We start from the raw sequence: 25,426 nt of genomic DNA, 5'->3' as shown, positions 1-25,426 counted from the left end.
GTCCCGTCATCCGCACCCTAGTAGAACGAAAACTGGTCCTCGTCCAAGGCCGCAAGCCGCGTGCCCTGCAAGAAGATCTGGTCGCCGTTGCCGAAGTCGAACAGCACACCGCCGCGTTCCTGGCTCGCGGTGTCCATCAGGTCGGCATAACTCTCGACACCGTCGACGCCCAGCCTGATCTGGTCGCCCTGGATGAATGACCGGCGCTGCGCGCGGAAGCCGAAGATCGTATCGGCCCCGTCGCCGGTTTCATAGACGAAGGTATCCTGACCGTTGCCGCCGAAGATCAGGTCGTCACCCTCGCCGCCGCGAATCGTGTCACGCCCGCGACCGCCGAACAGCAGGTCCGATCCGGTGCCGCCGTCGATGGTATCAGCGCCGCGACCGCCGAAGAGCAGGTCACTTCCGCTGCCGCCAAGCAACGCATCCGCACCGCGGCCACCGAACAGGTAGTCGGTTCCCGCACCGCCCGTGACCAGATCGCGACCGCGACCGCCGAACGACACATCCGTGCCGTCGCCGCCCTGATCGACCTCGCCGTAGGGGTTGTCGACGGTCACGGTGACGGTCGCCTCGTCGGTCTGGCTGCCGTCGGTCACGGTATAGGTGAACTGGTCAGCGCCTTCGAAGTCAAAGTCGGCGAGATAGGTGACTGTGTTGCCTTCCAGCGCGACCTGCGCGTTTGCGGACCCCTGAACGCCGATCACCGTCAACCCTGCATCGTCATTGGCCAGAAGGTCCGCCGTGTCGATCTGCAACCGGTCCGGCACCGTCACATCGAAGGCATCGTCGTTGGCCACAGGTGCCGCGTCGCCCGGCGCGATCGTCAGGACAAAGATGTCCGATACCTCTGCGGTGCCGTCAGTGGCCCGCATCGCGATTTCGATATCGCCCGCCGCCGTCAATGGCGGCGTGCCGGTGAAAGTCGTGCCATCGAACGTCAGCCAGTCGGGCAAGGCGTTGCCATCGGCCAGGGTCGCGGCAAAGGCCAGCGGTGTGCCGTCGGGATCGGTGAAATTGCCGATCGGCGCGGCGAAGGCAAAGGCATCCCCTGCGGTCAGCGGATTACCATCGGCGTCGGTGGCGATATCCGGCAAGGCGGAGATCAGCACCGGTGCATCCGGCGTCCCGCTCACGATCAGGCGGAAATCGTCGGAAATCGTACCGGTGCCGTCACCGATATGCAGACGCAGCGGCACGATACCAAAGAAGTCCTGCGGCGGCGTGCCGGTCAGCGTCAGGCTCTCTGCATCGAAACCGATCCACTCCGGCAGATCCGTGCCGTCCGCCTGCGTCAGCGAGAAATCGAGCGGGTCACCATCGGGGTCGCTGTAGATATTCCGCTGCAGCTGGATCGCAAAGGTCGTGTCCTCGGTCGCGGTCCGGTCGGACAGTGGCGCGGACAGAACCGGCAGATCATTCACCGGATCGAGGATCAGGTCGAACGCCTGCGTGGTGGCGAACTGCCCGTCGCTTGCCGTCACCTGCAGCGCAATAACGCCGTTGAGGTTCTGCGGCGGCGTTCCTGTGAAACGGCGAGTCTCGCCATCAAAGTTCAACCACGTCGGGAGGTCGGAGCCGCCCGCGCGCGCGGCGGTCAGCGTGAGCGTATCACCGTCGGGATCACTGAACGCATCCGCAGGCAGGGCCAGGTCGATGAACGCATCCTCTGGCGATTGAAGTGCTTCAAGCGGCGCGATCTCTGGTGGCCGGTTGGCGATCTCAAGGTCGATGAGCAACACCGACTGTGCCGTCAGGGCTCCGTCAGACACCTCGTATCCGACGGCGATCTGCCCGCCCAGGCCCGGGTCACGGGTGATCGTCACATGACCGTCCGCCAGCACCGCGTCAAAGCCTTCACCACCGGTGACGGCGACAACCTGCAGCGCATCGCCATCGATGTCGAAATCGTTGGCCAGCAGGTCCTGCGTCGACAGGGTTACCGAAACACCCGTGCCGATATCCAGCGTATCGGGACGCGCCACCGGCGCATCGTTCGCCGGTGCGAGCGTCAGCGTGACCGGGCGCGTCACCGCGACCGTGCCATCGGACACCGCAACCTGAAGCGTGATGTCTCCGTTGAAATCGGCGGGCGGGGTGCCGGTCACCTGCAGGGTATCCGGATCGAACCCGATCCAGGCAGGTCGTTCGGCCCCGTCCGCGCCGCGCAGCGAAACGGTCAGCGTATCACCATCCACATCGCCGAAGGCCGCCGCATCGAGCGTGATGTCCAGCGGGGTATCCTCGATCCCGGCAAGGCTGATCGGCGAGATCGTCGGCGCGTCGTTGACCGGCGTGATCGTCAGCGTCAGCGGTTCAACCGTTTCCAGCGCACCGTCGAAAGCGAAAAGCTCCAGCGCCACGATGCCGTTGAAATCCTGCGGCGGGGTGCCGGACAGGGTGAAGGTCGATTGATCGAAAGTCATCCAATCGGGCAGTGCCGTATCGTCCGCGCCGCGCAAACCAGCGAGCAAAGCATCGCCATCCACATCGGTAAAGATCGCCGGATCGAAGGTCGTTGTGAACGCCGTATCCTCGACCCCGGTCAGATTGGTTACCGCGATTTGCGGCGCATCGTTGACCGCGGCGAGGGTCACGGTGACCGATGCCGAATCCGTGCGTCCGGTGCTGTCCGCAATTTGGTAATCAAACGTCGCCTGTCCGTTGCGATCCGCTTCGGGTGTGATGACGATCTGCCCGGCCTCGTTCACCGTGACCGTGGCCCCGACAGGGTTGGAGAAGCCAGTGATCGACAGTGCCTCCAGATCAGGCTCCCTGTCATTGCCCAGCAGGGCAGAGGGGGCCAGCGTCAGCACCGTATCCTCGGTGCCAGCGATGGTGTCGTCGACCGCAATCGGATCATCGGGGACCGGCAACAGATCGATCACGATCGTTCCGATGGCAGCCTGTGGCCCACCGTCTGAAACCGTGTAGGTCAGCGTGTCGCTGGTGAAATCGTCGGGGTACGGCGTGTAGAGCCAGTTGCCGTTGGCCAACAGCGTTGCGCCATTGATCCCCGTCACGGTCAGCGTATCGCCGTCCGCGTCAAAGTCATTGGCGAGCAGATCGGCCGCGCTGATCTCCAGCGGTGTGTCCTCTTCGGTTTCGAGCCGGTCGAGCACAGCTTGCGGCAAATCGTTCTCCGGGCTGAGCGTGATATGGGCAAAGCCCTCGGTTTCGGCACCCCGCACATCGGTCACGACATAGCGGAAACCGGCGTTGCCGAAATAATCGGCCCGCGGCGTGAATATCGCAATCGTCCCGTCAAGCGTCACCGATCCGTTTTCGGGGTCAAACACTCGCGTAACGGAAAAGCTGTCGCCTTCGATGTCAGTGTCGTTGGCGATAATCTGCGCCATATCAACCGTCATCACCTGATCCTCGACCCCCGCGAACACCGGATCGTCGCCAAGACGTGGCCCGTCGTTCACAGCGGCAAAGTCGATCACGACCGCACCTGTGGATTCGGCCCGCCCGTCGGTGATGCGATAGGTAAAGGTGATCTCTCCATTAATGTCCTGATCCGGGACGAACTGAATCTCGCCACCTGGCAGGACGAAGGTCCGGGCGTCCGCGACACTGGCCGCGATGCTGACAAAGCTGATGGCGTCGCCGTCGGGATCGCTGTCGTTCACCATCAGATCCGCGATGGTCAGCGTGATCGGCGTATCCTCTGCCGACAGGAACCGGTCGGTCGCTGCAATCGGCGCCTGGTTGGTCGAGATGACGGTGATCTCGACCCGGCCGGTCGATTCCCCGTCGGCCCCGTCCGTGACCACATAGTCGAAGCCAGCGGGTCCGTCATAGTTCGGCGTCGGGGTAAAGGTGATCTCGCCGTCAACCAACGTCACCGTGCCATTCGACGGGTTGGACACCGACAGCACGGTCAGCGCATCGCCGTCCACGTCGATATCGTTTGCCGTCAACGTTGCCGGGTCGATCACCAGAACCGTGTCTTCCAGCACGGTCAGCTCGTCCGTCACAGCCTCGGGCGGGTCGTTCACGGCGGCCACGTTGATCGTGACCGTGGCGCGATCCGTGCCCTGCGCATCGTCGGTTATGACATAGTCGAAATCATACGTGCCGTTGAAACCGGGTTTCGGCGTAAAGATGACCGATGCACCGTCGTTGCCATTGGCATCTACTGTAATCGTCTCGACATGGGTTTCGGTGCCATTCGTCACGGTGATATCCAGCGTCAGCGCCATGCGCACGTTGAAGGGCACTTCACCCGACACCACGCCGGTATCGCGGTCGATCTGCAGCCAGAACGGCAGGTCGCTGCCGTCGCTCATCGCCATCAGGTAAACGCCGCCGTCCAGTACGGGCAGCCCTGCAGCGGTCACGCCTGTCGCCACCGGTCCGGCTTCCGCGGCTTCCGGCGCGGGCATATCGGCACCGGGAACGGTCTCTTCGGCCAAGGCCAGCCAGCTGAGCGTGCGATCCGCAAAGGACAGGAAATCGACCGAACTTGCGACATAATCCACCGCCTCGCCGATCACCTGCAGCGTGTCACCCAGAACCGCGAAGGCATAATCCGAGAAATTCTGCGCAAAGACGACAAGGTCCGTCCCGGTGCCACCGATGTAGGTATCACTGCCTGCGCTGTCATAGAACGTATCCTGACCCGCGTTGCCCGTCAGGATGTTGTCGGCATCGTTGCCATAGAACGTCTCGTGCCCGGCCCCGCCGATTGCGTTCTCGATCACCGTGCCTTCGGTGATCGTCAGGTTGCCATAGCGCCCGGCCAGGTTCGAGAACGCCGGAACAAGCGACCCGCGATCCGACGCCTGCAGGCTGATCAGCGTATTGGTATCGAAACCCGACACGTCCAGCGTGTCGATGCCGCCGCCGTCCACGATGGTCGATGCGGTCACATCGGCCCAATCGGTCCAGTTCGCCCAAAGGTCGCTGACCTCCGGTGTCACCGTGGTATTGAAGCCCCAGGTCGTATCCTCGGTATAGGCATTGGCGATACCAAAGCCCTGCGCGCCATAGATATCGTCCAGCGCCATCCAGTCGACAGCCATCGGCGTCTGCAGGAACATGAAATCGGTCACGGTGTGATAATTCATGCTCTGGCTGAAATACGACATCATGGTCGTGTGCCAGCTGTCGTTGTCGTAGCGTTGATCGACACCGTATTCGCCTACCAGATTGTAGTCACCCTGATGGCCCAGCCCGAGGACGTGACCGATCTCGTGGAACACCGTCTGCAGCGTATAGTCGTTGTAGGTCGACGTACCCTGCGACCAGGAGGCGGCGATATTGATCCGCGAATAGTCGATCTCGCCATCAGACAACAGATAGGAGAACGCGTTGGCACCCGTGGCGTTGTCACCGAAGAAGATGTCGGTGATCGACGTATCTGTCTCTTCGGTCTCGCGGAATTCGATCCCCAGCGCGGCCTCGTAGAGCTTGAACGCCTCGCGCACCAGATCGGCGCGTGCGGCGCTAATCCCGTCGGCATCCTCGGCCCAGCCGCTGACGTTGTATAGGATCACGCCATCGTTCGGATCGGCGCCGGTATCGGTCACGTTGTGATAGCGCGCGCCGCCGTTGCCGTCCCAGAAATCCGCAGCCACAAAATCTGCCATCTCGCCCAGCGTGCCGAACTGCGCGCTGCTGCCTGCAAGACCACCGGACAGCGGGCTCTGGTCCTGCGCGTGGTCGTCCGCATCGTGGTCATCGCCATGGGCATGGTCGAACAGCAGATAATCCTCGGTAGCGGCAAAGCCGAAACCGCGTGCCTCCTGTCCGATGATGTCCGACAGGCTCATGTTCACAAGGCCGGTCTGCCCCGCGCCGCCACCTGTACCAGAGCCGCCACCGATGGTCGCCGCGTCAGCCGGGTCGATCAGGCTGATGGTACCGCGTGTCACCTCAAGCACGTCGTTCTGCTGCAAAGCGATCACGCGGATGGGGTTACCTTCGGCATCGACGTCGTTTGTCAGCAGATCGCTCAACAGGATCTCGATCCGCCCGTCTTCGAGCATGTCAAAGCTGTCGTCCATCGCGTCAGGCGCTTCGGGCGTGTTCAGCACATTGACGACGATCTCTGCAGGCGCTTCGGACACGCCACCCTTTTCATCGGTCCCGGTATAGCGCAGCACAACCTGACCAAAGAAATCCTCTGGCGTGAAAAGCTGGAACCGGTCGTTGAGCAGCGTGGTCGAGAACCCGTCGCCACTGATCAGCGTATAGGTGTCGTCGATCGGCAGTTCGGTCAGCACTGCATAGTCGACGGCACCACCGGTGCTGTCCACACGCACCGGCGGGGTACCTACAAAGACACCCGGCGGCGTGCCGGCAAAACCAAAGCTATCCGCATCGAAGGCCAGCCACTCGTCTAGCGGCGCACCATTCTCCTTTTCCGCAGTGCGGGTCTCGCCCGCGGCACGCGGCAAGGCATAAAGCCCCTGCCCCGCAAAGAACGCGTCGTTGGCAAAAAGGTCGTTCACGGCTGCAGGGATGTCCGCCTGCGGGTCGATCAATACCTCGATGGCAAAGCCGCGACGCCCGTACGACTGCTCGCCCGGTGCAAGGTCCGGTGCGTCGGGCTCAAAGCGCAGTTGCAACCGTAGCACGTCGGAGTCGTCTGCCGGGGCATCAGCCACCTTGGTAACTTGCAGCGTTTCGGCATCAAATTCCAGCCAGTTCGGCAGCGATTGGTTGCCAGCCGGATCAAGGCTCCACGTGCCTGCCGCGATGTCGAACAGGACAATGTCGGGTGTGACGCTTACACCGCTGGCCAGATCGGCGTCGGGCGCAATTGCCACATCCTGCGTGAATTGCGTGCCGTCTTCCGCATTCGTCCAGGTCACGGTCACGTCAATCGGGTCGATCGTGCCCGCAGGCACCTCACCTGTCAGCGTCAGTGTTTCGGCATCGAAAACGATCCCGGCGGGCAGGTCCGTGCCATCCGCAAGCGTCGCGGCGACGGACGTGTTTTCGCCCAGCTTTCCGGCATCGAAACCATAGGAAATATCGACCGGATCGCGATCGGTATAATCCGCGTCGATCACACCCAGGATTTCGAGGTCGTCAAAGAACACGACATCGCCTTCGGGGTCCAGATCGTTGCCGAACACTTCGCCCGGGATCACCCAGATTGGCTGATCCTCCAGCCCCAGCGCGATATCGTCGCGCAGGACGGGGCCGTCGTTGGTCGGCAGGATGGTGATGTTGACATAACCGATATCGAACCCGCCATTACCGTCGGCGACGGTGTACTGGAACCCGGCCTGGCCATTGTAATCGGTGCGCGGCGTGAAGGCTATGCGCCCGTCTTCGGTCCAGGCAACCTTGCCGTTTTCCGCAAACCGGTCGAGTGCCGAGATGAACAACACTTCGTCCAGCGGATCGGTGTTGTCGGTGTCGTTGGCCAGCAGATCAGCGGGATCAAGATAAAGGATTGCGTCCTCATCAGTGATGAACGGTCCGTCGTCGCGGGCCACGGGCGCATCGTTCAGCGGGATGACCGTCAGGTCGACGGTGATCGTCGCGCGGGCACCGCGAACGTCCTCGACGTCATAAGAGAATCCGGCAGACCCCAATGCATCCGGCGTGAACGATACCGTGCCTGTTTCCGCGTCAAAGGTCATCTCGCCGCCGAACGCCGAATGAACACCTTCGAAATCAAAAGCGTCGCCCTCGATGTCATAGTCGTTGGACAACAGATCGGCGACCGTGATGTCCGCGGTGCGCTCAAGACGGATGGTATAGTCGTCGTCGCGGCTGCGCGGCGCGTCGTTTACCGGCAGTAGATAAAGCTCGACGTCCGCCGTCCCTTCGGCGCCGTCCAGATCGGCGACGGTGTACTGGAACCCGGCATAGCCGAAGTGATCGGCCCGCGGGTTGAAATTCACATGCGTCCCGTCAAGCCAGACGATCCCGTGGGTCGCGCCCTCGGTGAAAGGGAAATCGCTAGGGAACGGCATCTGCGGATAGAGCGGTTCACCGTCGATACCGATGACCGGCGACACCCCGACGATGGTCAGGACCTCCTCGGCGTCGACATCGACGTCATTGGCCAGCAGATCGGCATAGGAAATCCGCAGGATCGTGTCTTCGGTCCCCGCAAAGATGCCATCCTCAAACCCGACAGGCGCGTCGTTCACAGGCGCGATGTTGACCTCGACACGGGCGCTGCTTTCGCGCCCGAATTCATCGCGCAGCACGTAATCGAAGAACGCATCGCCGTTGAAATCCTGATCGCCGGTAAAGGTGATCATACCGTCAGCGTTAATTCCCACCGTTCCGTTCACGGCGTTTTCGACGGCGATCAGCGTGATGCCCGTCACGTCTTCGGCATCGTTCTGGATCAGGAAGGCGGGGTCGATGATCGCCTCCTCGTCCTCGATGGCCAGACGGTAGATATCGTCGTCCGCATTGAACCGGCCAAGACGTTGCAGCGCGTCGATCTGCGCGCGGTCCCAGATCGTGCCATCGGCAAAGACGACTTCCTCGATCCCCGTCGCTGCGCCGACGAAATGATCGGTGACCCGCAACGTGTCGATCAGGAAGCCTTCATCACGTTCCAGTTCCAGCAGCAGGTCGTCGCCTTCGCGGATCACCGAAAGGTCCTTGGGCGCAATGTCGGCCGTGAGCAGAACACGGTCCGTGTCACCGGCATCGCCCGCCTCGATCACAAGATCGGTGCCGCTGTCGTAACCAAAGACATACCCGTCCGACCCGGCACCCCCGGCGATGGTATCGTCGCCCCAGTTGCCATCGAACCATTCGTCGCCCGCGCTGCCGGTAATCGTGTCGTTCCAGACCGAACCCGTTACCCCTTCGATCCCGGTGTAGATGTCGCCAAGCGCCTCGCCCGCCGTACCCTGCCCGGTCGACAGATCGACGCCCACGGCCTCGTCCGCGATCGCGAAATCGGCAATGTCAAACCCGCCGCGTCCGTCCAGCGCATCCGCGCCGCGCCCGCCGCGCAGGATATTGTCGCCTGCGTCGCCGCGGATCGTATCGTCGTGATACGACCCCTGCACGATCTCGATCCCGTCGAACGTGTCGCCAGTGGCGTCTCCGCCGCTGGCTGCGCTGTCAGCCATGTCGATCAGCACGCCCTCGGCCGAGATCGTATAGTCGGCCACGTCGATCCCCGCACCGCCGAACAGCGCATCGGCACCGCGGCCACCCGACAGAATGTCATCGCCAGCACCGCCATAAAGCGTGTCGTCACCGCGTTCGCCAGACAGAATATTGTCGGCGTCGGACCCGGTCAGCGTGTCCGCCTCGCCGGACCCGGCAAGGTTCTCGATGCCCGTCAGCGTGTCGCCGTGGGCATCGCCACCCGCAGCCGTGCCATCGGCCAGCGAAACGGTCACGGCCTCTGCCGACCCGCGATAGTCCGCCGTGTCGGACCCGTCGCCGCCGAACAGGGCATCGGCACCCTCGCCGCCAACAAGCGTGTCGTCGCCCGTGTCGCCCGCAAGGATATCGTCGCCGGCACGCCCTTCCAGCAGGTCGCGCCCGGCGCCACCCGAGATGCTGTTGTCCGCAAGACCACCGCGCAGATAATCGTTCCAGTCCGAACCGATCAACCCCTCGATGTTGGTCAGCAGATCGCCCTGGGCGTACCCGCCCTGCCCCAACCGCGCCGCCAGATCGACACTGACCGTCACGTTGGAGTCTGCATAAGTAACGGTGTCGGACCCGTCGCCGCCGTCGATGCTGTCGGCATCGTCGCCGCCGTCGATCAGATCGTCGCCTGCGCCGGCAAGGATCGTGTCCTCGCCCGCGCCGGCCTGCACGGTATCGTCGCCCGCACCCGCTTCGATGATATCATCACCCGCAAGGCCGATGATGGTTTCGTCCAGCGCGTTGCCCAGCAGCAGATCGTTCTGCGGCGTGCCGGTCAGCACACGGCCGTAGCCGTTTTCGACCAATGCGGTAATCGTGGTGGTATCCTCGACCCCTTCGGTATCTGTGATCCGGTAGGTCAGCTGGACCGGCCCGTCATAGCCCTCCGGCGTTCTCACGACGATAAACCCGTCGCGTACTTCGGCGGTGCCCACAGTTACGGAATCCACGCCGACAAAGCTGATCGAGGACGGTCCGTCCGGGTCGTCGTCCACGTCAAAATCGTTGGCCATGATGTCGCTGATCCGAATGACCAGCGGCACGTCGAGCGGTGTGCTCGACACGGAGTCCGGCGTGGCGTTCGGTTGGTCGTTGACGGCGATGATCTCAATATCGACGAAACCCTCGGTGGTGCCGTCAGCATTGTCGGTGACGTAGTAGAAGAAGCCCAGCTCATCCGTTTCGTTCAAACCGGGGGTGTAGAGGAAGCCTTCCGGCGTGACCTCCACCGACCCTGTGAAGGGCTGCACGAATTGTTCGATAAAGTTGGGCAAACGCCAGCCGTTGATCGTCAGCGGATCACGGTCGATGTCCGTATCATTGGCCAGCAGCAATGCGGCCGGAATAAGGTAGGGCACATCCTCGTAAACGGTGATCGTATCCGTGACGGCAACGGGCGGCGCATCGCCGACATTCTCGAAATAGAGCGTGACGGTCGCATCGTCGACCAGCCCTTCCGCGTCCGAAATCAGATAGCTGAAGTTGGTTTCGCCCCAGAAATCCTGATCGGGTGTGAACACGATGTTGCCGTCGATCACCTCGACCTCGCCATCGGCCGGGTTCGAGACGTTCTCGAACTGCAGGACGATGCTTTCCAGGTCGGTATCGTTCTTCATCAACTCCGCGATGGGAATGACCAGCGGCACGTCTTCGGTGCCGCGCAGGATCGTCTCGAAGGCGACGTTGCCGTAGCTGTCGTCGCGGGCGATCGGGCGGTCATTGACCGGGTCGATCTGCACGTCGGCGATGCCAATGGCCACCCCACCCTGCCCGTCATCGACGACATAGCGGAAACTGCCTGTCCCGTTGAAATTGGCCCGCGGCTCGAACAGGATCGTGTCGTTCTCAAGCAGCGTCGCATTGCCGCCGCTATCGAACCCGGTCAGCGACGTGATCGTCAGCAGGTCGTTGTCGCGGTCGATATCGTTGGCCAGCAGATCGGCGACACTGATGATGAACGGCACATCCTCGTCGGTCACGACAAGATCGGTCACTGGTTCCGGCGCATTGTTGACCGGATTGATGTAAATCGACGCCCGCGCCGTGTCGGTCAGCCCGTCAGGATCGACCACCGTGTAGTCGAAATAGGCATCGCCAAAGAAATAGGCGCGCGGGGTCACGATGATCACGCCGTCCTCGGTCAGCGTGACGTCGATGTTCTCGTTACTTGTAACGCCGCTCACGGTCAGCGCATCGCCATCAACATCACGGTCGTTGCGCAACAGGCGGCTCGCCAGGATCTGCACCGGCACGTCTTCATCGGTCACAAAGCCACTGTCGTCACGTGCGTCGGGCGCATCGTTGACGGGTGTGACGTCGATAGTCACCCGCGCCTCGGCACGGCCCCCCTCGGGGGTATTTGCAACGTAAGTAAACGCCGCGACGCCGCTGAAGTTGGCATCGGGCGTAAAGGTGACCTGCCCGTTGCTGGCAAGGCTGACGGTTCCGTTTTCGGCACCGAACACCTGGCTCACGATCATCCGGTCGCCATCCAGATCGTTTGACAGCAGGCGCACAGCGTCGATGGTGAGGAATCCGTCTTCGGCGACAGTGAAGCCGCTGTCGTCACGTGCCTCTGCCACCGGACGCACGCGCAGGTCGACCGCACCGGTGGCGATCCCGTTGCGCCCGTCGCTGATCGTGTAGGTGAATTGCGTCGGGCCGTAGTACCCAGGCATGGGCGTATAGACGATGTTGCCGTCGGCGTTGATCTCGGCCAGGCCGTGAGCACCGCCGGATACAGCGATGATCGCCACATCATCACCATCCGCGTCAAAATCGTTTCGCAGCAGGGTCTGTGCGTCCAGCACCAGCGCCTCGCCGCTGGTCGCGGTGAAATAGCCGTCGGCGGTGGCGACGGGCGCGTTGTTGGCCAGCAAAGTGTCGATGATCGCGGGCGTCCAGACCACCCCGTCAGAGAACACCAGCTGTTCCACCCCGGCACCGTCAGGGGCCAGGGCATCGACAATCGTCAGACTGTCATCGGGCGCACTGGCAAAGCGCAGGACCACCGTGTCGCTGCCCTTGAACAGACGCGCGACCGAAACCTCGGACGAGACGAAATCCGGCATTTCCACGCGGTCGGTGTGGAACGTGCTGTTCGTTTCCTCGATGATGACGTCTTCACCGTGCCCGCGACGGAACACATAGGTGTCCGACCCCGCAAGACCGATCAGCCGGTCATCGCCTGTCGATCCCTCAAACCGGTCGTTGCCACTATACCCATAGACCGGTTCGGACGCGGCCGTCTGCGTATAGGCGATGGTTTGGGCGCGCATCTCGTCGCGGTCCCAGATCGTGCCATCGGCAAAGACGACGCTGTCGACTCCCTCGCGGGACGCCCCCAGCGCGTTTTCAAGGATCACCCGGTCGCGCGTGCCTGCAAAGAACAGTACCAGATCGAAGCTGTTGGCCCCGGCACGCAAGGCGTATTCCACATCCCCGGGTGTGTAGTCGGTCAGTGTCAAGACATCGTCGGGATCGAACCGACCGCTGTCGCTGATCCGGTCGTCACCGTCACCCGCCGCATAGCTGTAACGGTCATTCCCTTCGCGCCCGTCGATCAGGTCGGTCCCGGCCCCCGCACTCAGCGTGTCGGCGGCATCGGACCCGACGACCACATCGTCGAAGTCACTGCCCTGCCCCGACACGACATCACGGCGGATATCGTCGATCGACAACACCGTGCCGTCGTCGACCAGCGTGACCGTGGACACCGGGGCGCCGCCGAAACCGTTGTCGATTCCGTTAAGGACCGTGATCTGGTCACCGGCATCCGCAAACCGGATGATCAGATCCGGCCCGTCGATCCCCTTGCGCGCAAAGGTCAATTCTGCGGCGGTATAACCGCTGATCTCCAACGTATTCGCGTCGCCTGACCGGTCGTCGATCACGTCGGTGCCGTCACCCCGCATAAAGACGTAAGTATCCGCACCACCGCGGCCTTCGATCAGGTCGTCGCCTTGCAGGCCCGCAATAGTCTCGGCATCGCCGGTCCCGACGATACGATCGTCACCGGGCGTGGGCCCGGGTACGAGGATCCGCGAGAAGATGTCGGCGCGCGTCCATTCGGTGCCGTCGTCAAAGACGATCCGCTCGACGCCTTCCTCTGCGTTTTCATAAGCGTTGCTGCGCAGCACGATACGTCCCGCATCACCGGCACCGCTGTCGGCAATCTCCACGATCAGGTCACCGCGATAACCTGCGCGCAGGGTCACGTCATCTGCCACGATCCCGTGCAGGACAAGCGTATCGGCCACGTTCTGCAGAAACCCGTTGTCGGTGATCCAGTCATCGCCGTCACCACGGGTATAGATGTAGGTATCGACCCCCTCGCCGCCCGACATCATGTCGTCGCCCTTCTTGCCTTCCAGCGTCTCGTCGCCGCTGCCGCCTTCCAGAAGGTCGTCGAACGGTGTCACGCGGGCCGCAATCATGTCGGAAGAGATTTCACCGGCTGTCTTCACCGTGCCGTCGGCAAACACGATTTCCTCGATCCCGGTATTCGCCTCGTCAGATTCGTAGGGGTAGTCGTTTCCGGCAAACAACCCGTGCACGAGAATGGATCCCGCATCCCCTGCACCCTCCGCGCTTTCGGCGATAAGCAGCTTCAGGCCCGCCGGCGTCAGATCGTAGGTCACTGCGTCCGCATTGATATCCGTGAATACGATCCGGTCGGTCGACGGCAGCGGCGTGTACTGGTTCTCCTCCAGAATATCGTCATGCCCGTCACCGCGGGAATAGACATAGGTATCGTCCTCGTCCTGCCCCTTGAGAACGTCATTGCCCGGCCCGCCCGTCAGGGTCGAGGCAAAGCCCATGCCCGTGATGCGATCATCCCCTGCGGTCGCGCTTTGCGTCAGAACCGTCTGCAGAAGATCGCGGGTAATGACCTCGCTCTCGTCGGCAAAGACGATCCGCTCGATCAGCCGGCTGTTGAAATCGGTCGTGCTGAAGGCGAACTTCATCGTGACTCGGCCTGCGGCGATACCGCGATCCGCGTCAGCCATGATATCAATCACAAGATCGGTGCCGTTCCGGCTGAACTGCATGTCATCCGCCAGCAGGTCGGGAAAGCGCAGCACATCCTCGCCAGGTCCGTCCGGGGTCTCGGGATTGTCCCCGTCCTCGACATAGACGTCGAACCCGTCACCGTTGTTGTAGATATAGGTGTCGTTGGAATCCGACGTGATGACCAGGTCGTCCCCGCCCAGCAATTCATAAGTGTTGTCGCCCGGCAGGTCCTCGATCACGTCGTTGCCGGCGGTGCCCAGATCGCGCGCGACCATCGCGGCGATTTCGGTCGGCGTCCAGCGGGTGCCGTCCTCGAAGACAATCGCATCCAACCGCGACCCGTATGTCGGGGGGTTGCTGCCGCCAAGCAGATAACCGTCGACATAGCGGATCACACCGCCGTCGCCCGCATCGGGCGCGGACTCCGCCACGCGGATCAGCAGATCCACACCATGCTGCACCAGCTTCACATCCGCAGGGTCGATCGCTTTCAGATCAAGCGTGTTCTCTTCACTCTGATAGCTGTAGGTGCGCGGCGCGGTGATGATGTCGTTGCCGTCGCCACGGCTGTAGATGAAGGTCGCGCCGGATTCGTAGGATTGCAGGAAATCGTCGCCGCCAAGACCTTCCAGAACGATCGGCGCACCGTTACCCGGACCGTCCGGGCCACCAAACGCACCGCCCCCTTCGCGGAACACGTCATCTCCTGCGGTCGCCATAACCGGCGGCACCAGCGCGATCAGGTCAGAACCGGTCAGCGTGGTCCCGTCGTCCAGTACGACGTTCGCCGAATTCGCGATGAATTGACCGCCCAGCCACAACGCGATCCCGTCACTGCCGTCTGGCAGCCGGGGTGCCACATGCATGATGAATTCATCCGCCCGCTTGACGACCGAAATCTCGGCCGCTGTCACGTCCGCAAGGGTCAGCGTCAGCGGATCCCCACCCTCGCCGCCTGGTGGTGGAAAGTCGGGCGGGAAATCGCCGTCGTCGCCACCCGGGGGCGGACCGTCGCCGAACGGATCGTCGTCCAGATTGAAAACACCGATAGGCGGACCATCGGGACCGCCCGGACCGCCAAAGGACGGACCTTTGGCAAAATAGCTGCCCGCATCGGTGCCGCGCGTCAGCGTCGCCGCGCCTTCCAGAATTCGCGGATCGGCCGCTTCCGCCGCCTCGGCCTGCGCGACTAGCTGGTCCAGCGTCAGAATAACACCGTCGGCGAATTCCACCTCGCGCAGACCGTTCTGCACGAAACTGTCCGGGTCGAATTTGGCCCCGACGATCCGCACACTGTCGTCGTCCGATCCGAAGGTGATCAGCAAATCGTCCCCATCTGGCCCTTCCTGTGACAAGGCAGATACGAAGGGCAGAATCTGGAGCGTGACCGCGGTCGACGCGATATCGGTCAGCACCAAACGGTTCTGATGGCCGTCGCCATAGTCGGGAGAGATGAACTGGTCATGTCCACCGCCCTGCGCATAGGTGAACGTCACAGACTGCGACCCGTCCGAGAACGACGGCAAGGTATGCGCCTCGTCCTGATCGGTCGACGCATGGGTGTTGGTATAGGGCGAGACACTGACCCGCAGCGTCTCTCCCGCCGGGGGCGGCAGCTGTTCGATCGCCGCGCGTACCTCGGTCGTGCCCCAAACCGTGCCATCGGCAAAGGTGATTCCGCGCAGGCCCTGCGCACCGTCCTGAATGAAGACACGGTCGTCGGACCCGATCACACGCACATCGACACTGTTGCTGTAGGCGTTCAGCGCGGTTGCACGCAACGGCACCTCGACGATGCGGATGTCATCCGGGTTCAGATCACGGAGGGTGAGCGACAGCCCCGGATAGTCGTCACCATAGACGGTCTCCACGCCGTCGCCGCGCCCGAATACGATCACATCCTCGCCGTCGTCGGCCTCGATATAGTCGTCGCCCTTGAGCGGTACGAAGGTTTCGTCCTCGTTACTGCCGACAAGCACGTCGTCGCCGTCGGTGCCCTGGCTTCCGCCGACCGGCGGGGCAAGCGCGTCCAGCGTGCTCGCGGTCCAGACGGTACCATCGGCAAAGGTCACGCGCTCCACGCCACCCAATCCGGTCCGGCTCGACCCGACAAGTGTGATCATGTCCGTGGTATCCGCGAACGTCAGCGTATAGCCCGCCTGCGCATAGATATCGCGCGAGACTGTCACCTCTGCCGGCAGATAATCCACGATATCAAGCGTCGCGCGTCCATTTGACGACGGCAGGATCACATCCTGCCCATCGCCCCGGGCAAAGACGATCACATCATCGTCCAGCGCCCCGGTTATCGTGTCGTTGCCCGCACCCGCAGTAATCGTTTCGGGCGCATCCAGCGCGGTGATCAGATCGTCACCGTCACTGACCTGCCGCGCCATCAGCAGCGCCGCCAGATCGTCATAGTCGATGGTCTGGTCGTCAAATTCGAATTGCGAGATCGTGCGCCAATAGGTGCGGATCCAGACGCCATCGACACGGGTGCTGGAATAATGACTGTTGTACCACGCATCCTCGATGGTCAGTTGATCGTCGGTGCCGTCAAAGCGAATGACCAGATGATCGTCGGTTGTCGGTCCCGCGCCGAAGATCGCGTCCGCAAAGTCGTAGCCTTCGATACGCAGCGTATTGGTGGTGTTGGACGCCGTATCGCTGATAATCGTATCGGTGCCGCCACCGCGCTGATAGACGTATGTGTCACTGCCCCGTTCGCCGATCAGGCTTTCCGAAAAGGCAGTGCTGGTCAGCGTCTCGCTTGCGTCGGTGCCTTGAATGGTGCGCGGTAATTCAGGCACCAGACCGGTGTCCGCGGCGTTGCGCAGGGCCGTGATATTCCAGACGACGCCATTGCCGAATTCGATCCGGTTCACGTTCGCCGAATAGGTCGAGAACAGACCCTTGAGCAGGATTTCGTCGCCGTCCGACAGGCGCAGGACCATATCACTGCTGTCGGGCAGACGGGCCGCGCGCACGTCGGCGGGCGTGTGGTCGGGCAGACGCAGGGTATTGGTGTTGAACCGCGAACCACCCTCATCAATCACATCCCGTCCGTCACCGGCCCGGAAGATATAGACGTCGCTGCCACCGGGATCTTCGATGATGTCGTCACCGCCGCCCGCCTCGATGGTGTCGCTGCCGGTGGTGCCGTCAATCAGATCGGCAAAATCGGTGCCGCGCCCGACGACCTGGGCAAAAAGCGCATCGCGCGTGAATTCCGTGCCATCGTCGAAACGAATGATATCGACACCGTTCTGGTCGGCATCATAGCGCAGGGTGATTTCGTCCAGCGTACCGGTAAAGCCCAGCACAAGCTCCATCCTAGCACCGACACCAAAGGCCTGCGACCCGTTGACAGGCAAGCTCACCGTCATGTCGGCGGCGGCATAGCCGCGGATTTCGAGCGTATCGACGCCGGCATCATCGGCAATCACGTCCTGCCCGTCGCCCAGCGTAAAGATGAACAGATCGTCAGCACCTTCACCACGAATATCGTCGTTGCCCAGCCCGCCGATGATCGTGTCGCTTTGGCCGGTGCCGAAGATCACGTCGTCGCGTTCGCTTTGCTGGCTGGCGATCAGCGCCTCGAACAGTTCCGCCCGGCCCCATTCGACACCGTTGGCGAAGGCGATGACCGGCAGATCGACCGCGGCCCGCGCGCCGACAAGCAGAATCTGGTCGCCGGTGTCCGGGAACGACAGCGTCAGGTCGTCGCCGTTGATCCGCGTCACCCGTACCTCGACATCCGCACTCGTCAGGTCATCTAGCACGATCCGTGCCTCGCCCACCTCGTCGGGGGTCATGATCCGGTCGATGCCGTCGCCTGCGCGGAAGTTCACCACGGTATCGGCACCCATGATCACGCTGTCGAAACTGGCACCCGGTGTCAGGGCAAAATCGTTGTCGAGCACCGTGGCGTCAATCAGGTCCATGCCCGCGTTCTGCAGTTCGGCCAGCGCGATGACACGGGCGTCCGACAATGACAGCTCGGTGCCGTCGGCAAAGACGAAACGTTCGATCCAGTCGCCACTGCTGGCCGACGCCCCCCTCAGGATCACCAACGTCTCGTTGGTCTGCGTCAGCGTGACGAGGAAGTCTTCCCCCACTTCGGTAAAGCGCAGATCGGCCTGGGTGATTCCGGTGCCAAAGACGATCCGGTCCACACCGCCGGTGTCCCGCACGCTGTCCGCACCGTCGCCATAGCCAAAGCGATAGGTATCGTCGCCACCGCCGCCTTCCATCGCATCCGATCCGCCGCCGCCGGCAATCGTGTCGTCACGCCCATCGAACCCGATCAATTGGTTGTCGGTGTCGTCGCCGGTCAGCAGCCGGTCGCGCAGCATATCGCTGGTCAGGGTCGTGCCATCGGCAAAGAGGAATTCCTCGATGCTCTTGTCGCCCAGCCCGTCGACGATGGTCAGCACGTCCTCGCCGTTGCCCAGGTCGATCAGCAGATCGTCAAGGTTGCGCCGGATCACCAGCGTATCGGCGCGCACCGTCTCGCCAAAGATCACCCGGTCGATGATGCCCGCGCTGTCCGTCCGCTCCTCGATCCGATCAAGATCGTAGCCCGCACCGAAGGCGTAGGTATCGGCAAGGTTGCCGCCGCGCAGGATGTCGTCACCCTGACGTCCGTCCAGCACGTTTTCCTGATCCGGCAGGCCGTCGATCACGTTGTCGCCCCGGTTGCCGCCTTCGATGGCCAACAGCTCCTCGACATCGGAAATCGCCATGACGGTGCCGTCAAAGAAGGCGAAGCGTTCCACACCCTGCGTCAGCGACGCGAACTGGTCGCGGATGCGCAGCGTATCTGACCGGTCGGTGATGGACACCACAAGGTCATTGCCATCTTTGGTGAAAATTACGTTCTCGCGCGTGATGTCACCGCCGAATTCAACCGTATCCTCGGTGACTTTCGGCACAAACCGACGGTCTTGCCACGCGGCCCGCTCCTGCCGGTCGATGATGACGTCGTTGCCATAGCCCGCGTCGAATTCGTAGATGTCGCCGCCGTCACGCCCGATCAGCGTGTCGTCGCCCGCGCGCCCGTCCAGCCGCTCAGACAGGTTTGACCCGGTGATGGTCTCATCCGTGCCGTCGCCGACAAGGTCGAGGTCTTCGGCATTCAGGTCGGTGAACACCATGATCCGGTCGGCAAAGACCATCTCCTCGACGGCGTGAACCTGCTTGCCCTCACGCACATACTGGTTCTGCAGGATGACCCGCTCGCCGGTGTCGTTGATCGTGATGATCAGATCGAGGTCGGTACGCGAGAACGTCACCTCGTCGGAATTGATGTTACGCAGTTCCAGCCGGTCGACGAGCTTGTCATCACCGACACTCAGTACGGTGTCGGTGCCGTACCCGCGTTCGAAGATGAACGTGTCGCCGCCACCCTGCCCGACCAAATAGTCATCGCCCGCACCGCCGTCGATGACGTCGGATACGGTGAACCCGTAGATCGTGTCGTCACCGGTCGTGCGCGCGATCGCCACATAGTGCTGCAGCAGTTTGGTCCAGGACCAGACGGTCCCGTCGCCAAAGGTCAGGTCCTCGATCCGGTTGATGAATCCGATGAAGGGGAAGCTATCGAGATAGTCCTTCAGGATCACAGCATCCTGCGTGCCCTTGATCCGCAGGGTCAGCGTGTCGCCCGCCCCGTCGCGCTCGAAATCGAAGTCGGTCCAGCGCAGGTCGTCGATAAATTCCAGATGGTCAGGCGGCGCACCGAACAGCTTCATGCTGTAGTCGCCGTCGAGGATCAGGTCCTCGCCATAGCCGCGGCCGAAGATATAGGTGTCGGACCCTTCCAGACCGGTCAGGAAATCGTCGCCCCCCTTCCCGTCCAGTGTGTTGTCGTTGATCATGCCATAGATGGCATCGTCACCCGCTGTCCCGGCCTCTTCCAGCACGCGCTGCGACACCTGTTCGAAATCCATCGCCTCGCCGTTGTCAAAGACAAAGCGTTCGATCAGGTAGGGCGAGGAATAGTCGATCGCCAGGGACGGATCCAGATCACCCAGGATACCGAGGTTCAGCCTGATACCCGCGAACTGGTTTTCCACTTCCAGCGTGTCGCCGGTCTCGACGCCGTCATCGTCAAGGAACGTGATCTTGAGATGGTCGGAAATACCGTCGCGCTGCAGGCGCACGTGCTCCGATGTGATCCCCTCACCGAAGAAGATAAAGTCCAGACCGCCCGCCAACGGCCCGTAACCCGCCTGCGCCACGGTCGCGCCGAAATCCAGTGCCTCGCCAAAGACGTCCTGCCCGTCGCCGGCATTGTAGAAATAATAATCGCCACCGGCCCCGCCGCGCACGACATCGTTGCCCTTGCCACCGCGCAGCACGTCACCCGAACCCGATCCGATCAGGATGTCGTTGGTGTCGCTCTCCGTGGCGACCTCGATCGCCATCTGGAACCTGTTCCACAACACGCCATCCGCGAACACGATGCTGTCGACACCAGATTCCAGCAGCTTGCCGTTCTGCAGCCGGGGGTTCAACTCGCCCAGGAACTGGTCTTTCAGACGCACGACATCGTCGGTGCCGTCGATGCTCAGGATCATATCCTGCCCGTCGCGCGTCGCCGTCACCTGCGTCGACAGGACACCGGCAAAACGCAGGCTGTCCTTCTGCCCGGTATCGACCTCGTCGATGATGTCGACACCGTTGTTCTGGCTGCTGACAAAGAACAGATCCTCGCCGCGCCCGCCGCGATAGGTCTGGTCGCCCTCGCTCATATAAAGATAGTCGACACCGGCCGTGCCGTTCAGCTCTGTCGCCGCGGCATCGTGTTTACGCAGCCTGCTTTCGTCGATGGACAGCGCATACAGCACGCTCTGCAAATCCAGATCGGTCGGGATGGTCTCGAACGCGGGCAGCATCATCTGCATGATGAACGCCTGATCCACGCTGACAGACGCCCCGCCGACACTGTTTGCGCCAGGCAGGTAGTCCGGCCAGACCTGCGTCAGGATTTCGTTCCAGTCGGTCAGATAGTCGCGCGCCGCGTCATAGCCCGCCGGGATTGCCTCGAAGATCGCCTCGAACATCGGCGTCAGTTCGCGATCCGATGTGCCGCGATACTTGTTGATTTCGGGCAGGTACTCCAGATCGCGGGCAAAGTCGGACAATCCGCCCTGCAGCGCCAGATTGGCCGCAATCGCGCGCGAACTGTCGATGTACTGCCGCACGACCTCGTCCAGCATCTCGATCATCGCGACGACGCTGCTCTGATACCCGCCGGGCAGCGTGACGGTGGTGTCAAACTCCGGGCTGATCGTGTAGCTGATCACGCCCTGTGCGTTCAGCGTTCCGGCCAGCATCTGCGGCTGGAACGCGACGCCCATCAGCGACGTGGCGAAATGCAACTGACCGGGTGTCAGAACCTCGACCCGGAAGGTGCTGTCGTCCGTGGAACCGACCTCGTCGAGCGTGGCAAGGTCGACCTCGAAGTTGCGCAGATTGAAATCGCGAGCGTGACCGTATTTCTCCTGCAGCTCAAGCGCGCGATCCAGATTGCGCGCCCAGACGAGGAACGTGCCGTCCGCATCGGTGATCTCGACGGTATAGTCGACGACATAACCGTCGATCATGTTTACACCGATCTGCTGCACCGGGATGGCGCCGTAGGGGTTGAACGTGATCTCCTCGACCCGCCATTCCTGCCCGAACGGTTTCAGGCTGGTGATGACATCGTCGAGCGTGGGCGCGGCAATGACCGTGCCCTGCGCATCGGTGACATCGTTGCCGCTGGCCAGTCGCCAGCTTCCGTCGGGGTTCTCGACGCCCCAATCATAGACGACCATACGCCCGTCGATCCGCTCCGACAGATAGGGGCGTTCCGTACGGTACTGCAACGCCGCGTCCCGCGTGGTCGGCGAGAACACCTGCTCCAGCTGCCAGGCCCCCGCCGCCGGGACCTGCGCCATGACGTCTTCCAGCGTCGCCAGCGCGATTTCCGCACCGTCCCCATCCAGCACCGGATCGCCGCTTTCCAGCACCCAGTGACCCGTGGATTCCGTCTCGACATAGATCGCCCGGTCGACCAGCGTCACGGTCCCGTCCGGTGCCGTTTCCAGCAGCACCGGCGCAAGCTCGCGCGATGTAGGCTGCACCATCGCCCACTCGTCGATCAGCGCGCCGGTCTGTTCGACGAGCGTTTTCAGCTTGGGTGTATCCAGAGTGGGTGCCAGCGCATCGGCCCTGCGACCAAACGCAATGTCATTGGCGATCGCGATCTCCAGATCGACGACAGAGCCAAAGCCCCGCGCGCTCAGCACCGAGTTGTTGAGCCAGGCCGGCAGACCCGTCTCGCCGGCGAAAACCGTGTTGACTTCACTGGTCTCGAACACCGCGTCATAGGCCCGGTTCACCTCGCCATCGGCAAAGGTGACGGCCGCGGACGCATCAAGCCGCGTGCCGGAACTGTCGGTGATCCCCAGTTCATCCTTGTTCAGCGAGATCGACGTGATCCCCACATCGTCCAGCGTGAACAGCTCATCCACCGTCGCTTCGCGGTCCTGATCCAGATCACGCCAGACGCGCAATTCATCCCAGATCGCATCCTGCGCGTCGATCAGCCCGTCGCCGTTGTCGTCATGCGTGGCAAGCTCGTCGAAGCCGGATACACCCGGCCCGCCGAACATCTCGGCCACATCGTCGATCCGGCCGTTCTGGTTTTCATCGAGAACAAGAAATCCGTCGTCCGGCCGCACCCAGCCCGATTGTTCTGCAAACCGGTCGCCGTCGAAATCGTAAAACCCCTTGGAGGACGCCAGCGAAATAAACTCCAGCCCGTCCCCGTCGAGGTCGATCACCAACGGATCGTTGTCCTCGCGCCATTCCAGCGATTTCACCCAGAGCTGGGTCGCGTAGTTGAGCGTCAGTAAGCGGTCGATCATCGGCAGCGTGCGCGTCAACGCACCGATCGCCGGCGCGGGAATCATCGCCAGAATATCAAGGAATGGGTTTGCGTTCTTGAACAACATCCCCATGTCGCCGGCTTTGCTCGGATCGACACTGGCACCGTAGAATACGAGATCGAAAAGGCTGTTTGCCCCGTCCGCAGCATTGCCCTTCAGGAAACCGGAACTCCAGTAAGTTGCCGCGGTTTCAAAATTCAGGAACCGCATGGATCCCTGAATGTTCGGCACCACCTCGCCGGTTTTCAGACGCTCCGCTTCCGTCGGGATCTGATCAGCACCGAACAAGCTGTCGAAAACGTTGAAGACGTGCATGGTGCCGTCTTCAAACTGCATATACCCGATGAAAGGCATCCAGTAGTCGAAGTAGAGTGGGCTGAGGAACAGCGACAGCCCGGTCACCGGCACGACGGAATTCAGCACCGTCGTCGGCGCAAAGCTCAGCGGCATATCGTTCGTCCCGCCGATCAGCGGCACACCGAAGAACCGCAGACGGTCCGCCTCGGACGGGTCGTGCATTGTCGTGCTGGGCCACCACCAGATCAGGTCGGCGTGATCACTCGACGTATCGTCCAGCGGGATCTCGATCCCGCCCGGTCCGATGGTCGTGCCGTTACGTGTGTCGCCCCAGATATTCGCGCCACGGCTCGCGACGAAGATCGTGTCCTGCCCCTCACCGCCGTAAAACTCGCCGCCCTCGCCAGAGCGGACGATGATCCAGTCGTTCCCCTTCTGTCCCAGCGCCGTCAGACCCTGATTGGTTTGCGACGCGATCAAGTCGCCGCCGTCACCGCCCAGAACCAGACCGTACCCGTTGTGGTAGAGTTCGTCCGCACCGCCCCCACCGTCGATCGTAGCACCGTTGCGGCCATAGATGATTTCGGCATTGTCGGTGCCGCGGAACCGGTCGGCAAACTGGTCGTCTTCGTCGTCGGCGATCACCTGAATCGCAAAAGGCTCATTCGGCTGCGGCTCGCCTGTCTCAGCTAGCGAGTCCATGAACCGCATGATCAGAACATTATCGCGATTGCCTTCGACAGCCCCGCCAAGATCAACGCCGCCTGTAAACCAATCAGCCAAATCGTCGGTAATCTTGCCGAACAATTCGCTACCATTCACAAAGGAATCGTAAAGCCCGTAAGCGGCCCAGCCCGCGCCGATGGCCGCAGCGGCCAGTGGTCCGCCAAAGAATGCCGCAACCGCTACCGATCCACCGACCAGTACGGAACTCAACACAATCGCAAAGCCAAAATCCTTGGTGGCCTTCAGAAGCGGGCGGATGTCACCTTCGGTCAACAACGTCTTGATCGCGTCGTAGGATACGTTCAGATACTCGACGACATCGCTGAGAACGCCGCCGCCAAGACCGCTTAGCCCGCCGCTGACCTTGTCCATCGACCGGATAATCGACCCTTTGGTATCCTCGTCGATCTGCAGAAAGTCAGGTGTGATCGCAGAACGAATATCTGCCATCTTGTTCAGCAGCGATGCCCAGAAAGCCTGAGCCTGCTCAAAGGAGATCTTGTTACCAAACAGCAGGTGCGCCTCGGCGCTCAACACCTCGATAGTGGCGTCCAGACTTCTGTTCAGCACGCCTGTCGCTGCGTTTTTGGCATTTGCAATGGCAGCGATCCCGGCAGAACTGACATGGCCCGGGGATTGCGCCATATCGGCGACTTTCTGACCGTGAAACTCGGCGTCGATCACGCCAATCGCCAACAGCCCGTCAAGCAGCGACTTGACGACCTCCTGGCGCATGTTTGTGTTAGAACCGGGGCCATCAACCACATTGTTGTTGAAAGCGTCGCCGTCATAGCGATCTGAAATGATACCGGCGGCGGTTGTTTCGATCGGCGACATCGGGTCGGCGGGATCAAACGTCGCATAGTCGACCTTGCGGCTTTCATAGGCCGAATTGTATTCATCGACCGAGGTATCATAGACCCCGACACCGGGCACGTCGCCATTCACCACATCGACGGCAAACGCGTGAACCAGTTTGGCAGCATTCGCCTTTTGCTGGTCTGTCAGGTCCGCTTCTGCAATCCGCGTCAGTTCGTCAGCAAAGAACTGGTTGTAGTCGGGGTGGCTGCCGTCCTCGCGTGCGTTGTGACCGGCCTTACCGAAACTGGCGTCGTTCAGAACGCCGGCAATCGCATTGTCCGAAAAAAGCGCGTCACCGGTTTCCGGCGTCCGAAACAGCGCAACCTTATTGCCACGCGCATCTTCGTTGATGCCCAGTAACGCCAGCACATCGGCGATTTCAGCCAGACGGAACAGCTCGCGTGGGAAAATATGGTGAATTTCGAAACCGTATTCAATGCCACCGTCAACGGTAATATCTTCAATAGACATTAATCTTACCCTTGTAAGTCGTA

At 62.0% G+C, this 25,426-nt stretch carries 1 protein-coding gene; it reads right to left on the bottom strand.

Translation table 11 applies throughout. From position 1 onward, the window contains the following. Window positions 1–17 precede the first annotated feature (17 nt). The gene (locus AC04PH_RS01855) at window positions 18–25,403 is read right to left on the bottom strand and encodes a tandem-95 repeat protein (RefSeq protein ID WP_483064041.1); all 25,386 of its coding nucleotides are present in this window, start codon (window positions 25,401–25,403) and stop codon (window positions 18–20) included. Between the last annotated feature and the right edge of the window lie 23 nt (window positions 25,404–25,426).

This window comes from Yoonia sp. KMU-150 (assembly GCF_056858355.1).
Note: the sequence above shows the minus strand (reverse complement) of the source record. Positions and strands in the feature narration are given on the sequence as shown.

What these genes read in the sequence shown, in the direction of transcription:
- AC04PH_RS01855 (WP_483064041.1), bottom strand. Translation starts at nt 25,403, where the DNA reads ATGTCTATTGAAGATATTACCGTTGACGGTGGCATTGAATACGGTTTC.